Origin of the sequence: Streptomyces sp. BBFR2 (assembly GCF_044497305.1) — a bacterium.
Taxonomy (GTDB): domain Bacteria; phylum Actinomycetota; class Actinomycetes; order Streptomycetales; family Streptomycetaceae; genus Streptomyces.
In genome coordinates, this window is the sequence record NZ_CP172415.1 from 1,480,334 (window position 1) to 1,494,948 (window position 14,615).

Below are 14,615 nucleotides of genomic sequence, written 5' to 3' on the forward strand. Positions count from 1 at the left end.
AGCTAGGCCGCGCCGGCACCGGTCAGGGACCGCACTTCGGTCTCCGCATGACGGGCTTCGTCTGCAGGTTCATCAGAAGTGACCGTGCCGAACCATCCCGCCAGAAACCCCAGAGGGATCGACACGACACCGGGGTTCTCCAGGGGGAAAAGGTGGAAATCGACTCCCGGGAAAATCGCGTCGGGGCTGCCCGAGACTACCGGGGAGACAAGCACCAGGACCACGGCCGGGATCAGGCCGCCGTAGACAGACCACACGGCTCCGCGGGTGGTGAACTGCCGCCAGAAGAGTGTGTAGAGCAGTACCGGCAGGTTGGCCGAAGCGGCTACGGCGAATGCCAGGCCGACGAGAAAAGCGACGTTCATTTCCTGTGCGAGGAGCGAGAGCGCGATGGCGAGGGCTCCTACAACGACGGCTGCCACCCGCGCGACGGTTACATCACTTTGTCGACTCTGCGCCGTGCTGCGTTTTCGGTTGCGCCGCAGTGAGGCGTAGAGGTCGTGCGCGACAGAGGCCGATGAAGCGAGGGTGATCCCGGCCACCACCGCAAGGATGGTGGCGAACGCGACGGCAGCGACCACGGCGAACAGCACCGCCCCGCCGGTAGACCCAGCGCCGCCACCAAGCTGGAGGGCGAGGAGTGGCACCGCAGTGTTGCCCGCGGTGTCGGCGGCTCGCACGGTGCCGCTGCCGAGCACCGCAGCCGCACCGAAGCCGAGCACGATGGTCATCAGGTAGAAGCTTCCGATGAGACCGATCGACCACACGACGGAGCGGCGGGCGGCACGAGCCGTGGGAACGGTGTAGAAGCGCGACAGAATGTGCGGCAGTCCAGCAGTCCCGAGAACGAGTGCCAGGCCGAGGCTGATGAAGTCCAACCGGGATGTCCAGTCACCGCCGTACCGGAGACCCGGGGCCAGGAAATCTGCACCGTGACCGCTTCGTTCGGCGGCGGCGGCGAGGAGAGCACCGAGGTCACCGTGGAAGCGGGCCAGCACCAGAACAGTCAGGGCCAAGGTTCCGCCTATGAGGAGCACGGCCTTGATGATCTGGATCCAGGTCGTGGCCCGCATGCCCCCGAGCGTCACGTAGAACACCATCAGGGTGCCGACCCCGACAACCGTCCACGTGCGGGCCGCTATGTCGACATTGCCGAGCAGCAGGGTGACAAGGCTCCCGGCACCGACCATCTGGGCCACCAGGTAGAGCACGGAGACAGTCACCGAAGCTGTCCCAGAGGCGATGCGTACGGGACGCGCTCGCATTCTGGAGACAACGACGTCGGCGAGGGTGAACCGGCCGCAGTTCCGGACGAGTTCGGCCACGAGGAACAGAACGACGAGCCAGGCGACGAAGAACCCCACGGAATAGAGCAAGCCGTCGTAGCCGAAGAGAGCGATCAGTCCGGAGATGCCGAGGAACGAGGCGGCGGACATGTAGTCGCCGGCGATGGCGAATCCATTCTCCAGGGGAGAGAAGAGACGGCCGCCCGCGTAGAACTCCTCCGCGGACCCGGGCCTCCGGCGCCCCGCCCAGGCGGTGATCGCGAGTGTGACCGCGACGAAGGTGCTGAAGAGGACGAGGGCAAGTGTCTGGTGGTCGCCGGTCATCGCGCGTTGCCTCCCGTCAGTTCCTGGGTTTCCCAGCGGATTTCCAGCGCGGCGGCATCACGGCGAAGACGCGCGTGACGGGCGTACGCCCAGGTCAGGAGGAAGGTCGTCAGGAACTGGCCCAGCCCCGCCAGCAGCGCGACGTTGAACATGCCGACGACGGGACGTGCCATGAGGTGCGGTGCAGCGGTCGCGGTGATGACGTAAGCGAGGTACCAGCCGAGAAAGAGAACGGTGGCGGGGAAGACAAAGCCGCGGTAGCGGCGGCGCACCTCTTGGAAAGCCGCGCTGTGCTGGACCGCGCGGTACACCTCGTCATGGGCAGCAGCTTGCGGGCGCGGCAGGCCGGTACCCGGAGCCCCCTGTTGCACTGTCGCATCCCCGGTGGTCCAGAGAAGCGCGGCGTCGTGAGGGTTTCCTCCGGACGCTGTCATTTCGCCCGCACCGTTCTGCCTGGGGGCGGTTGTACTGCTCCAGGCTGTGGTTACGGAGCCACTTCCACGTGGTGCGGCCGTGCCGCTGCGCTGCTTGTCCACCGAACACTCCTTGTTGCACCGACCTGTTGGCCGGTTTCGTCAAGGATGGGCGGGGAGGGTGATGCCCGGTTCCACCTTCTGTTCCGTTCACTCCATCAGGTGAGGTTCTCGCCGGGTGGCTGCGCCAGGCCGTGTCGGTACGCGTAGTGGATCGCCTGCACCCGATCGCGCAGCCCGGCCTTCCCGAAGAGATTGTTGATATGTGTCTTTACCGTCGCGGTGGAGACATGGAGCGTGCGCGCGATCTCCGGATTGGACAGCCCTTCGGCAACCAGCCGCAGCACCTCGATCTCGCGGGCGGTCAACCCGTCCGGTGGCCCAGCGAAGGGCCTGCGTGGCGGCGGTGCGGGCTCGGCGACGCGTTCCAGCAGTCGCCGCTGGATCCTGGGGGACAGTCCGGCTTCCCCGGAGAGGACGTCATCGATGGCGCGGACGATCTCGTCGCCGTCCGCGTCCTTGGTCAGGTAGCCGCGCGCACCGGCCTGAAGGGCAGGGAAGAGCGAGTCGTCATCGGCGTAGGTGGTGAGGACCACGACTTGCGTTCCCGGGTGGTCCGTCCTGATGCGCCGCGTCGCCTCGACGCCGTCGCAACGAGGCATGCGCAGGTCCATCAGGACGATGTCCGGGGCGAGTTCGGCGACGAGGCGGACGGCTTCCTCACCGTCTGGCGCGGAGCCGACGACTTCGATGCCGGGCAGAAGCCCCAGCAGCATCACGATGCCCTCACGCACCACGGTCTGATCGTCGGCGACCACCACGCGCCGTGCCGGTCCGCCCGTCATGCCGGCACCCGCAACCGCACCACGAAACTCTCCCCCTCCGGGCCTGATTCCAGTGTGCCGCCGAGGAGTTCGGCGCGTTCGCGCATGCCCACCAGACCGTATCCGGAGCCGCTGGACGCGAGATCGCCGGGCTCGGCGTGGCGCACCGTGTTGCACACCTCCAGGCCGATCGTGTCCTCCGCGTAGGCGAGGGTGATGTCGGTACGGGCTCCGGGCGCGTGTTTGCGGACGTTGGTCAGCGCTTCCTGCGCGGCGCGGCGTACCGCCAGCGCCGCTTCGGGAAGAAGCACACGGCGTTCCCCCGTGATCTCCAAGCGGGCGCCTTCGGCGGCTGTCAGCTCCCGCAGATATTCCTCTACGGGACGCATCTCGCCGCGGAGTGCCGACAGCGCCTCGCGGGTGCCGTCGAGCCCCTCGCGTGCCATGGCGCGGCAGGCAGTCACCCGGTCGAGGAGTGGCGCGCGGTCGGCTTCGAGGTCGGTGCTGCGCTGGATGAGCAGCCGGGCCGCCTCCAGGTGAACCAGTTGAGCGCTCAAGCTGTGGGCGAGGATGTCGTGGATCTCCCGGGCGATGCGGCCCCGTTCCGCCAGCGCGGCGGTCTCCGCCTCGGCGTTGCGCGCGGCACGTTCCTGGGCGAGCAGCCGTTGGGTGTTGCCGCGGGCCTCCGCGTCGAGGCGCATCACGTAACCGGCGAGGGCGAGTCCGCCCGTGGTCGTCGCCGTCGTCACCCAGTTGTCGTCGCTCACGAGGGCGTAGGCGGTGAGTGCGGCGGTCGAGCAGAGCAGTGCGGCGGCGAGCGGCAGGCGTTCCATGGCGACGACGGCGCAGCCGCACCAGAGCACGACCGCGGGCAGCGAGGCGCCGACGGCGTGGAAGGCGAACGCACCACCTTCCATGGCGAGAAACAGTCCGAGGGACGGCCACAGTCGCTGGTGCAGTGTGGTCCGGAAGAAGCGGTGAAAGGCCGCTACCGTGAGGACTACCGCGACGGCTCCGACCGCTTTCCACCAGCCGTCGAACGGCGACCGGGTGAGTGTGGCCCACAGCAACAGCCCGATGAGGACGGTGCGGACGACTCTGCCGATCCACCGGCGGGCCTCGTTCATGCCCTCATGGGCGAGCGCTTCCCTCAGGGGCCAGCGTGTCCAGACGTTCTGCGGCACTCGGTGTCCTTCCCGGGCGACAGTGTTTCTCAGCCACCCACCGGGACACGGTACGCGGGCTGTACGGAGCGGGCCCGCAGGAGAGTGACACCGCTGCGCGACAGCAGCATCGCGGCGACGGAGAGCGTCATGGCGCCCGTCCCCTGGTGGACGCCCCATGCGGCGGCCGCTCCGCCGAGTCCGAGGCGTACGGCCATGCAGCACAGCCAGACCGCCGCGGTCCGCAGACCGCCCTTGGTCCAGACGGCACCGTCGGCGTCCGTCCACATCCTGGTGGTCCAGGCCCATCCAGCACCGCTCATGAGTCCGAGCAGGACGCCGGCGACCAGCAGTACGGCTGACGCGGTCGGGTGGTCGGGGTCCAACAGGTGCGGTTCCCGGAACGCCATTACGCCAAGAATCGCGGGAATCAGCCACACCTTGCGGCCGCTCGACGGCAGTCGCTGCGCACTGAACTGGCGGATGAACACGTACGCGACCACCGCGATGATCACGACGGTGTTGAGCAGGCCGCTCATGGACCCTGGCCTCCGAAGGACGGGAACGCTGACGTCTTCGACGCTACGGAGCGCACCTCGCCGGCGGATCGGCCCGCGGGTGGGAGCCGGGTGGAAAAGCGAGGGGGTGTTCCTCCACCCCTGGGTGGAGGAACACCCCCTCGGCGTGCCCGGCGACGCTCAGGTGTCGATGCGCGACCGGTCCAGTGTCGAGGCGGAGTTGGTGATGAACTCCTTGCGCGGGGCGACCTCGTTGCCCATGAGGAGGTCGAAGGCGCGCTCCGCCGCCTCGAGATCGCTGATGTTGATCCGGCGCAGGGTGCGGTGGCGCGGGTCCATGGTGGTCTCTGCGAGCTGGTCGGCGTCCATCTCACCGAGGCCCTTGTAGCGCTGGATGCTGTCCTTGTAGCGGATCTTCTTCCGCTCCAGTTCGAGCAAGGTCTGCCGCAGCTCGTTGTCGGAGTAGGTGTAGAGGTACTTCTCCTGCCCCTTCTTGGGGTTGGTCAGCTCGATACGGTGCAGCGGCGGTACGGCGGAGAAGACCCGGCCCTGCTCGACCATGGGCCGCATGTAGCGCTGGAACAGCGTCAGCAGCAGACACCGGATGTGCGCGCCGTCGACATCGGCGTCGGCGAGGAAGATGACCTTGCCGTACCGGGCGGTGTCGATGTCGAAGGTGCGGCCGGATCCCGCTCCTATGACCTGGATGATCGCGCCGCATTCGGCGTTCTTGAGCATGTCCGAGACGGACGACTTCTGGACGTTGAGGATCTTGCCGCGGATCGGCAGCAGCGCCTGGAACTCGGAGTTGCGGGCGAGTTTGGCGGTGCCGAGCGCCGAGTCGCCCTCGACGATGAAGAGTTCGCTCCGCTCGACGTCGTCGCTGCGGCAGTCGGCGAGCTTGGCGGGCAGCGAGGAGGACTCCAGGGCCGTCTTCCGGCGCTGCGCCTCCTTGTGCTGACGTGCGGCGATACGGGTACGAGCGGCGGCGACGACCTTTTCCAGAACGGCCCGGGCCTGCTGCTTCGCATCGCGCTTGGTGGACGTCAGGAACGCCTTGAGTTCCCTGCCGACCACCTGCGCGACGATGCGGGAGGCTGCGGAGGTGCCGAGCACTTCCTTGGTCTGGCCCTCGAACTGGGGCTCCGCGAGCCGCACGGTGACGACGGCGGTGAGCCCCTCCATGGCGTCGTCCTTGACGACGTCGTCCTCGGCGACGCGGAGGAGCTTGCTCGACCGCAGCACCTCGTTGACGGTCTTGGCGACCGACCGCTCGAACCCGGAGACGTGGGTGCCGCCCTTGGGGGTCGCGATGATGTTGACGAAGGACCTGATCGTCGAGTCGTACCCGGTGCCCCAGCGGAGGGCGATGTCGACGCCCAGCTCGCGGGTGACCTCGGTGGGGGTCATGTGGCCGCGGTCGTCCAGGACGGGGACGGTTTCCTTGAAGGTGCCCTGCCCGCTCAGCCGCAGGACGTCGCAGACCGCCTTGTCCTGGGCGAGGTACTCACAGAATTCACTGATGCCGCCGTCGTAATGGAAGGTCTCTTCCGTGACGGGGGCACCGTCGGTGGCGCGTTCGTCACGGACGATGAGAGTGAGCCCGGGCACCAGGAAGGCGGTCTGGCGGGCGCGGGCGTACAGCGTCTCCAGGGAGAGCCGGGCGTCCTTGAGGAAGATCTGGCGGTCGGCCCAGTAGCGCACCCGGGTGCCGGTCTTCGTCTTGGCGACGCGCTTGCCCTTGGCGAGGCCGTTACCGGGGTCGAAGGGGGCGTCCGGGCCGGATCCGGTGAAGGTGCCGGGGACGCCGCGGCGGAAGCTGATCGCGTGCGTCTTGCTGTTGCGGTCGACCTCGACGTCGAGGCGGGCGGAGAGAGCGTTGACGACGGAGGCGCCGACACCGTGCAGGCCACCGGAGGCGGCGTAGGAACCACCGCCGAACTTACCGCCGGCGTGCAGCTTGGTCATGACGACCTCGACGCCGCTGAGGCCGGTCTTGGGCTCGACGTCGACGGGAATGCCGCGGCCGTTGTCGCGGACCTCCACGGATCCGTCCTCGTGGAGGATCACCTCGATGCGGTCGCAGTAGCCGCCGAGCGCCTCGTCGACGGAGTTGTCGATGATCTCCCACAGGCAGTGCATCAGGCCGCGGCTGTCCGTGGAGCCGATGTACATGCCCGGGCGTTTGCGGACGGCCTCCAGACCCTCCAGGACGAGCAGATGCCGCGCGGTGTAGTTGGAACCGTCCCGGTCTGCCCCGGTCAGCACTGCGGTGGACGGCACGGACATCTCGGCGGTCACGCGGTTCGCTCCTCGCTGAATTTCTGGCAGTCCGCATTCCGCGGACTCGGTTGTGGCGGTATCGCCGGTCAGAGCGTACCGAGGCCAGGTAGAGCCGATGTGACGCCACCCGTCAGCACGCTCATGGTAGTAGAATTTCGATCGTTCGTTCGATCCCTCGAAAGGGTGAGGGCCACGTGACGCGAACATCACGTTCCCTTCGAGGCATGAACCATTTAGGCTCCGGGCACGTCCTCATCAACGACCGGCAACCCAGCCGGGAGGACCCATCCGGCAACCACGTGAATCGAACCACCCGGCAATACGGCTCATTCGCCGCCACCCGGCAGCACCCGGCCAGGCTCTCGAAGATTTTTTTCGAGGAAAAGGCACGAGCGGGAACGTTTTCGGCCTGGTTGGATGTTGACCCTGGTACGACAGCTCGTCGAGCTAGAGAAGAGGCGACGTGACTACTGTTCTGACACCCGCGAGCCCGCTGACGGCCGCTGACCGCTGCGACCGCTGCGGCGCCCAGGCTTACCTGCGCGTCGTCCTGATGTCCGGCGGAGAACTGCTCTTCTGCGCCCACCACGGTCGCAAGTTCGAGCCAGAACTCAAGAAGATCGCCGCGGAAATACAGGACGAGACGGAGCGGCTGACCGCCCCTCCGGCGTCTGCGCCCGATGAGGAACGCTGACACATCGCATCCACGACGACGAGCGAGTAGCGGCCCAGGCCGTGCGGCGGGCGGTCACCCCGGTCATCACCGGAGAGACCGCCCGCACTCGTGAGTTCACCCGCAATCCGGCGGGCGGCGCTCAGCCCGCGCCGTGCGCCGCGACGGCCGGGAGCAGCGCGGACGCCCGCGTGTAGACCCCTGGGCTCCCGGGCTCACCGCAGCCCGCCCCCCACGACACCAGCCCCACCAGGCGCCCCGCGACGACCAGCGGCCCGCCGGAGTCCCCCTGGCAGGCGTCCCGTCCCCCTTGCGGCTCCCCCGCGCAGAGCATGGAAGCGGACTGGAACGCCCCGTCGGCACTGCCCGGATAGGCACGGGCGCACGTGGCGTCGGACAGAACGTTTACCTCCGCGGACCGCAGACGCGTGGCGTAGCTGCCGCGCCCCGTCGTGTCACCCCAGCCGTACACCATGGCGGAGGTCCCTTCGTTGTAGGCGTCCGAGCCCTCGGGCGCGATCGGAAGAGACCGGTCGGTGACGGGTGCCGGCAGGGTGATGACGGCCATGTCCCCCGCGTTCGTCCGGCTGTCGTAGCGCGGGTTGACCCATACCCGCGCGGGCTTCAGCGCCTGGCCTCCGGTGCCGGCGAGATCCTCGCGTCCCACGAGCACCCGGAGGTCGCGGACCTGCCTCCAGGGCATCCCCAGGACCTCGGCGCTCAGGCAGTGCGCGGCGGTCACCACCGTTGAGCGGCCCACCAGGACGCCGCCGCAGAACTGACCGGACCGTTGTCTTCCGAAGCGGTTCTGGGAGGCGAGAGCCACCACCCAGGGACTCTCCACGGCCTGTACGGGCCGGCCCCCGACCACCGATGCGTCGGCCACGGCCAGCGATGGTATGGCGAGGACCATGGCGAGTGCTCCGGGTACGGCGCGGAAGATCGGGCGCATACGGACTCCTGACTGCGAGGCAGTGAACGCCCACCCAGAGTGACCCAAACGGATGGCTCGCGCACCCGGACGGCTGCGGGCCCGGCCCCCGAAGGGTGCCGGGCCCACAGCGCCGGTATTTCCGTATCGGCTAGTCGAGGTAGTCGCGCAGCACCTGGGAGCGCGACGGGTGACGCAGCTTCGACATGGTCTTGGACTCGATCTGGCGGATCCGCTCACGCGTGACGCCGTAGACCTTGCCGATCTCGTCCAGCGTCTTCGGCTGGCCGTCGGTGAGGCCGAAGCGCATCGAGACGACACCGGCCTCGCGCTCGGAGAGGGTGTCCAGAACCGAGTGCAGCTGCTCCTGCAGAAGCGTGAAGCTGACCGCGTCGGCGGGGACGACCGCCTCGGAGTCCTCGATCAGGTCACCGAACTCGCTGTCGCCGTCCTCGCCCAGCGGGGTGTGCAGCGAGATCGGCTCGCGGCCGTACTTCTGGACCTCGATGACCTTCTCGGGGGTCATGTCGAGTTCCTTGGCCAGCTCCTCCGGAGTGGGCTCGCGGCCCAGGTCCTGGAGCATCTGGCGCTGGACGCGCGCGAGCTTGTTGATGACCTCGACCATGTGGACGGGGATACGGATCGTCCGGGCCTGGTCGGCCATGGCGCGGGTGATGGCCTGGCGGATCCACCACGTCGCGTAGGTCGAGAACTTGTAGCCCTTGGTGTAGTCGAACTTCTCGACCGCGCGGATCAAACCGAGGTTGCCCTCCTGGATGAGGTCCAGGAAGAGCATGCCGCGGCCGGTGTACCGCTTGGCCAGGGAGACGACCAGACGGAGGTTGGCCTCCAGGAGGTGGTTCTTGGCGCGGCGGCCGTCCTGGGCGATGATCTCCAGCTCACGCTTGAGCTTGGGGGCGATCTTCTCCTCGGTGGCCAGCTTGTCCTCGGCGAAGAGGCCGGCCTCGATGCGCTTGGCGAGCTCGACCTCCTGCTCGGCGTTGAGGAGCGGGACCTTACCGATCTGCTTGAGGTAGTCCTTGACCGGGTCGGCGGTGGCGCCGGCCGCGGCGACCTGCTGCGCGGGCGCGTCGTCCTCGTCGTCGTCGGACAGGACGAAGCCGGCGGCCTCGGCGCCTTCGGTGGCCTCGGGCGCGTCGCCCTTGCCGGGCGCCGGGGTCTCCTCGGTCACCTCGTCGTCGAGCAGTTCGTCGACGTCCTTCTTGGCCGCCGTCTTCTTGGCGGTCGCCTTCTTCGCCGTGGTCTTCTTGGCGGCCGTCTTCTTGGCCGTGGTCTTCTTGGCCGCGGCCTTCTTGGCAGGCGCGGGCTCCGCTTCGGCGGACGGCGCGGCACCCAGGGAGGTGGGGGCCGTGGTGGTCTTCTTCACCGCTGCGGTCTTGGCCGCGGTGGCCTTGGTGGCGGTGCGCTTCGCCGGACTCTTCGCTGCGACGCTCTTGCGGGTGCGCTTGGGCGCCTCTGCGGCACTGACCATCAGCGTCACACCCTCCTCGTCGAGGATCTGGTTGAGGCTGCGCAGAACGTTCTTCCACTGGGTTGGCGGAATCTGGTCAGCCTCGAAGGCCCGACGCACGTCATCGCCGGCGATCTGCCCATCAGCCTTTCCCCGCTCGATGAGCGCCATCACAGACTCGGACTCGGCGATCTCCGGCGGGAGCGTACGGGATGTGCTGGCCGACACGAACAACCTCTCGGAACGATGGAAACGGCTTCCGACCCCGTCCAGTGTGGATCGGAGCCGACGACCGCCGGAGGGGATGGCCGGCGGCGCAGGGGTAACCGGGGAGTGGAACAGCGCCTTCGGCGCCGCTCGTATTCCCTCCTCGGCTATCACCTCTTAAGTCATCGCGCTCCCCCGGAGAGCGTTACGCCCAATCCGCGTGGCCCGAGTCACACCTCATAACGAGACATTCCCCCTCATATGCCATGCAACCATGCCGAAGCCCGCCGCCGGATCCGGATGACGCCCGGATCCGGCGGGCTGCGGTCGCGCTGTGGTGCGGCGCCCGGCCTTCCGGGTACGCACCGGCGGACCGACCGCCTCGGGGCCTGCGGCGGGTATGCGGGAGTCGGCCGCCGTCAGTGCTCGCGAGGGGCCGGTACAACGTGGTCCGCGGGCGCCCCGGCGACCTGACCGCCGCCCTCGCTGTGGGCGGTGAGGAGCTGACGCATGGCGCTCTCGGCGGCCGCGGCGTCCCCGGCGACGATGGCGTCGACGATCCGCATGTGCTGCCCGACGGACGTCTCGGCCGGCCGCTCACACCCGCCCGAGGTCCCGCCGGAGACGTGCAGGGCGGACGAGACGATGCCGGAGAGGTGGTCGAGCATGCGGTTCCCGGCGAGCTGGAGCAGCAGGGCGTGGAATTCGGTGTCGGCACGGGCGAAGTTCATGGTGTCGCCCTGGGCCGCGGCGTGCCCCATGACGTCGACCATGTCGGCGAGCCGTTGCTGGATGTCCTCGCGCCCCTGTCCGGCGGCGAGGCGGGCGGCGAGCGGCTCGATCGTCCAGCGCAGCTCGCACAGCTCGCGGCGCTGTGCGTCGCGCTGCGGCCCGTAGGCACGCCACTCGATGATGTCGGGGTCGAGGAGGTTCCAGTCGCTCACGGGGCGCACCCGCGTGCCCACGTTGGGTCGCGCGCTGACGAGGCCCTTGGCCTCCAGCACCCGCAGCGATTCGCGGACGACGGTGCGGGAGACCTCGAATCGCTGGCCGATCTCTTCGGGGACGAGTGGCCGGTCGGCACCGAGATCACCGGAGACGATCATCTGGCCGAGCTGCTGGACGAGTTGGCCGTGCAGGCCGCGGCCGCGGCTGCTGGCGGTGCGCCGGCCGGCGCGGGCGATGTCGGCCTCGGCGCCGTCCCACGCCGGTGCGACGCGGTCCGCGGCGCTGTTGACGGCGGTGCCGTAGGGGTAGCGGTCGAGCTCGCCCGGGCCTGCGTGGCCGGCGTCAGCGGGGCGAGCCGCGGTCATCATGGTGTGCGCAAGGGTACTCACGCATCATTTGTCGGCGGCGTCCCGAACACCCTTGAGGTCTTTGGTGAAAAGCACACGAAAGGGTGATCGCCCGACACCTCACAATTGACGCTTTATCGGAAAGAAATGCGCTCCCCAGGGCGAGTTGCGGACAGCGAACGCCCTGGAGACGCACTCCTCCCCCGTACCCGACGGTCAGCGCACCCGCCCTCGGAGCATCGTCAGGCCATAAGCGCAGACCAGCGCGGTGACGGACAACGCCAGTGCACCACCGACGGGTTGGGTCACCCAGCGCACGACAGCAGAGGCTCCGTGATCGATTCCGGAAGGCCACCGAACGGGACCCGACGCCCGCAGCCTCGCGGTGAGCCCCGCCAGGGAACGCCCCGCCTGCTCGGCCAGCACGTATCGCAAAGCCGGTACGACGAGGACCGGGACGGCGAGCACCGCCGCCAACCCCATTGCCGTGGAACGGAACAGACCGGCGGCCAGTACCCCCGCCCAGGCGCAGCCGACCAGCAGGCCCGCCCAACCGACCATGAACACCGGGGTATCGGGGATGTCGCCGAGGACGTCGGCCCCGAACGCCAACCGGACGACGGCCTCGTCGGCGAGGAGGATCACCGCACCGAGAATCAGCGCGCAGGCTCCGCCGACCGCCAGTTTCGCGACCAGCAGTCCCAGTCGGCGAGGGACGGCGCCGCGTTCATGGGCCAGCGCGGGGAAGCGGAACTCCTGCCCGAACGCCAACGATCCGACCAGGCCGGCTCCGAGTGCGGCGGGCGGGAAGGGTAGTTGGCGCGGCCATCCGCTCAGGACGCGCGACATGGGGGCGGCTCCGTGTCGCGCCAGCAGCAGCGCTGCCACCAACGACGCCAGGAGTGAAACAGCGGCGACGAGGGCGACGGTTCGGTCGCTCAAGGTGCGGCGCACTTCGTAACGCAACGGCCACGCGGGGCCGGGGGCCGGGAGTCGGGGGATGCGCAGATGCTCTGCCGGTGCTGTCCGAGGGGCGCGGGGGGTGGGTGTGGGGGCGGTGATGACTGGCAGGGTGAGGGTGTCGGTGAGTTCGGTGGTGGGCGTGCTGCGACAGTCGCCGTCAGGATGTGTCGCCGTATCGGTACCACGGGATGTCGGCATGTCGATATTGACGCTCGGGGCTGCGGGCGTGGTGTCCGTGACAGTGGCGCGGTCAGGAGCGTCGGTTGCGTCGGAAGGCGCGGTGACTGTGTGCCTTTGTCGACCGTCCGCCCGGTGGAGCGGCTCGATGAGGCCGCTGTCGCCTTCCTCGTCAGCGAGTTGGTGCACCAGGACCCGGTGCCGGAAAGCGGTTTCGCCGACCGCGGCGCAGTTGCTGCCGTACACCGCGATGCGACTGCCGCTCTCGCGCACGACTTCGATGCTGTGACCGATGACAGGGGCCGACGTGTGGTGGGCGCGTTGTGATTCATCGATGAGCAGCGCCGCGAGGCGGTCGGCGTGCGGGGAGTGGACGACGACGCGGGGGCGCATGCGGGTGCGTGCGAAGGCCGCTGCGTCCTGGTCGGCGGCGAGATGGCCGTCGTCAAGGGTGATCACGCGGTCGGCGATGCGGGTGGCTTCGCGGGAGTGGCGTGAGGTGGTGAGGACTGTGCCGCCTTGTGCGGCGTAGCCGCGCAGCAGCCCGTGGAGCCAGGCGGTGTCGCGTGGCTGTAGTCCTTCGGTGGGTTCGTCGAGGATGAGGGTGTGGGGGTCACCGACGAGTGCGGCGGCCAGGGCGAGGCGTCGGTCCATGCCTCGGGAGAGCTCACCCAGCCGTTTGTCGGCGAGGCCGGTGAGGCCGACGAGCTCCAGGACGTCGTCGGCGTGGCCGATGGGGACGCCGGCTGCCGCGCTGAGCAGGCGCAAGTGGCCGATGGTGGTGCGGGAGGGGTCGCCGGGGACATCGCCCAGGACAACGCCGATTTCACGTGGGGGGTTGGGCACGCGGTGCAGGGGGCGGCCGCGGAAGAGGGCGACACCGCGGCCGGATTGGAGCTGGAGCATCAGGCGCAGCGCGGTGGTCTTCCCTGATGCGGCAGGGCCGAGCAGTACGGTGACGTGCCCCGGCCGGGCGTCGAAGGTGAGGTCGTCGACGGCGGGCGGGCGTTCGCCGCGGGGTTCGCCGGTCAGTCCGATGGCCTGGATCATCGCGTCCCTCGCAGGGCGTGAGACCGGCCGGACGGGGTCGGGGGCACGAGAGGACTCACCCCGCCAAGGTAGCCTTATATGTCTTATTCACCCGTAATTACTGGGTGAGGTGACGTGCCGTGTCACGGTGGGGCCGTGGCTACGCCCGCCGGAGGCGTCGGAAGCTCACGCCTCGGGACGCAGCATCGGCGGGTTGAGCAGGGTGGCACCGCCCGCGCGGAACAGTTGGGCCGGGCGGCCGCCCTGACGGGTCGTCGTGCCGCCGGTGGGGACGAGGAAGCCCGGGGTTCCGGTGACCTTGCGGTGGAAGTTGCGGGGGTCCAGGGCGACGCCCCAGACCGCTTCGTAGACGCGGCGCAGCTCACCGACCGTGAACTCCTGGGGGCAGAAGGCGGTGGCGAGTGAGGAGTATTCGATCTTGGAGCGGGCGCGTTCCACTCCGTCTTCGAGGATCCGGGCGTGGTCGAAGGCGAGTGGTGCCGGGGTGTCCTCGTCGGATCCGTCCGCGGGGTCCTGGTCGAGGAAGGTTTCGACCGGTGCCCAGCGGGCGCTGTGGGCGTCGCCGCCGGCCCGCGGGGCGGGCAGGTCGGGGGCGAGCACGAGGTGGGCGACGCTCACCACCCGCATCCGGGGGTCGCGCTTCGGGTCGCCGTAGGTGGCGAGCTGTTCGAGGTGCGCGCCGTAGGGGGCGGTGGGGTCGGCCGGGTCGTGGGTGTGCAGGCCCGTCTCCTCGGCGAGCTCCCGGGCCGCGGCGCCCGCCAGGTCCTCGTCGGCGCGGACGAAGCCGCCGGGCAGCGCCCATCGCCCCTGGAACGGCGGCTCGCCGCGGCGTACGGCCAGGGCGCAGAGGGAGTGGCGGCGCACGGTGAGCACGACCAGATCGACGGTGACGGCGAAGGGCGGGAAGGCCGACGGGTCGTAGGGAGGCATGTCATGATCATAGTCGTCCGCCTGACGATAAACAGGCCCTCGCGCCG

The 14,615-nt window shown here is 69.2% G+C and carries 12 protein-coding genes; 1 reads left to right on the forward strand and 11 read right to left on the reverse strand.

Translation table 11 applies throughout. From position 1 onward, the window contains the following. Nucleotides 1–2: 2 nt before the first annotated feature. From ACGH2B_RS05140 to ACGH2B_RS05165, 6 genes are all read right to left on the reverse strand, one after another. Nucleotides 3–1,610: a cation acetate symporter gene (locus tag ACGH2B_RS05140; RefSeq protein WP_399084755.1), complete on the reverse strand. Its 1,608-nt coding sequence runs from the start codon at nucleotides 1,608–1,610 to the stop codon at nucleotides 3–5. Continuing rightward, nucleotides 1,607–2,146 carry a DUF485 domain-containing protein gene (locus ACGH2B_RS05145; protein ID WP_399084758.1) on the reverse strand — a complete coding sequence of 180 codons (540 nt, stop codon included), beginning with the start codon at nucleotides 2,144–2,146 and terminating at the stop codon, nucleotides 1,607–1,609. Before ACGH2B_RS05145 ends, ACGH2B_RS05140 begins: the two co-directional genes overlap by 4 nt. 95 nt (nucleotides 2,147–2,241) lie before the next feature. After that, nucleotides 2,242–2,928 carry a response regulator gene (locus tag ACGH2B_RS05150; protein WP_399084761.1) on the reverse strand — a complete coding sequence of 229 codons (687 nt, stop codon included), beginning with the start codon at nucleotides 2,926–2,928 and terminating at the stop codon, nucleotides 2,242–2,244. Then, nucleotides 2,925–4,091, reverse strand: coding sequence for a sensor histidine kinase (locus ACGH2B_RS05155; protein WP_399084764.1), 1,167 nt, complete (start codon nucleotides 4,089–4,091; stop codon nucleotides 2,925–2,927). Before ACGH2B_RS05155 ends, ACGH2B_RS05150 begins: the two co-directional genes overlap by 4 nt. 29 nt (nucleotides 4,092–4,120) lie before the next feature. Continuing rightward, nucleotides 4,121–4,609: a DUF1453 domain-containing protein gene (locus ACGH2B_RS05160; RefSeq protein WP_399084767.1), complete on the reverse strand. Its 489-nt coding sequence runs from the start codon at nucleotides 4,607–4,609 to the stop codon at nucleotides 4,121–4,123. A 159-nt stretch (nucleotides 4,610–4,768) separates the two neighbouring features. Further along, nucleotides 4,769–6,889 carry a type IIA DNA topoisomerase subunit B gene (locus ACGH2B_RS05165; protein ID WP_399084770.1) on the reverse strand — a complete coding sequence of 707 codons (2,121 nt, stop codon included), beginning with the start codon at nucleotides 6,887–6,889 and terminating at the stop codon, nucleotides 4,769–4,771. Nucleotides 6,890–7,334: 445 nt separating this feature from the next. Here ACGH2B_RS05165 and ACGH2B_RS05170 point away from each other — a divergent pair, with 445 nt between their 5' ends. Then, nucleotides 7,335–7,565, forward strand: coding sequence for a hypothetical protein (locus ACGH2B_RS05170; protein WP_391641079.1), 231 nt, complete (start codon nucleotides 7,335–7,337; stop codon nucleotides 7,563–7,565). Between the two features lie 121 nt (nucleotides 7,566–7,686). Here ACGH2B_RS05170 and ACGH2B_RS05175 read toward each other — a convergent pair whose 3' ends face one another. From ACGH2B_RS05175 to ACGH2B_RS05195, 5 genes are all read right to left on the reverse strand, one after another. Then, nucleotides 7,687–8,496, reverse strand: a complete 810-nt coding sequence (locus ACGH2B_RS05175) for a serine protease (protein WP_399084773.1) — start codon at nucleotides 8,494–8,496, stop codon at nucleotides 7,687–7,689. A gap of 130 nt (nucleotides 8,497–8,626) precedes the next feature. Next, nucleotides 8,627–10,180: an RNA polymerase sigma factor gene (locus ACGH2B_RS05180; RefSeq protein ID WP_399084776.1), complete on the reverse strand. Its 1,554-nt coding sequence runs from the start codon at nucleotides 10,178–10,180 to the stop codon at nucleotides 8,627–8,629. Between the two features lie 392 nt (nucleotides 10,181–10,572). Then, on the reverse strand, nucleotides 10,573–11,490 hold the full coding sequence (locus ACGH2B_RS05185; protein WP_399084779.1) for a FadR/GntR family transcriptional regulator: 918 nt from the start codon (nucleotides 11,488–11,490) through the stop codon (nucleotides 10,573–10,575). A gap of 174 nt (nucleotides 11,491–11,664) precedes the next feature. Then, nucleotides 11,665–13,638, reverse strand: coding sequence for an ATP-binding cassette domain-containing protein (locus tag ACGH2B_RS05190; protein ID WP_399084782.1), 1,974 nt, complete (start codon nucleotides 13,636–13,638; stop codon nucleotides 11,665–11,667). Nucleotides 13,639–13,803: 165 nt separating this feature from the next. Continuing rightward, nucleotides 13,804–14,568 carry an NUDIX domain-containing protein gene (locus ACGH2B_RS05195; RefSeq protein WP_399084785.1) on the reverse strand — a complete coding sequence of 255 codons (765 nt, stop codon included), beginning with the start codon at nucleotides 14,566–14,568 and terminating at the stop codon, nucleotides 13,804–13,806. Nucleotides 14,569–14,615 lie beyond the last annotated feature (47 nt).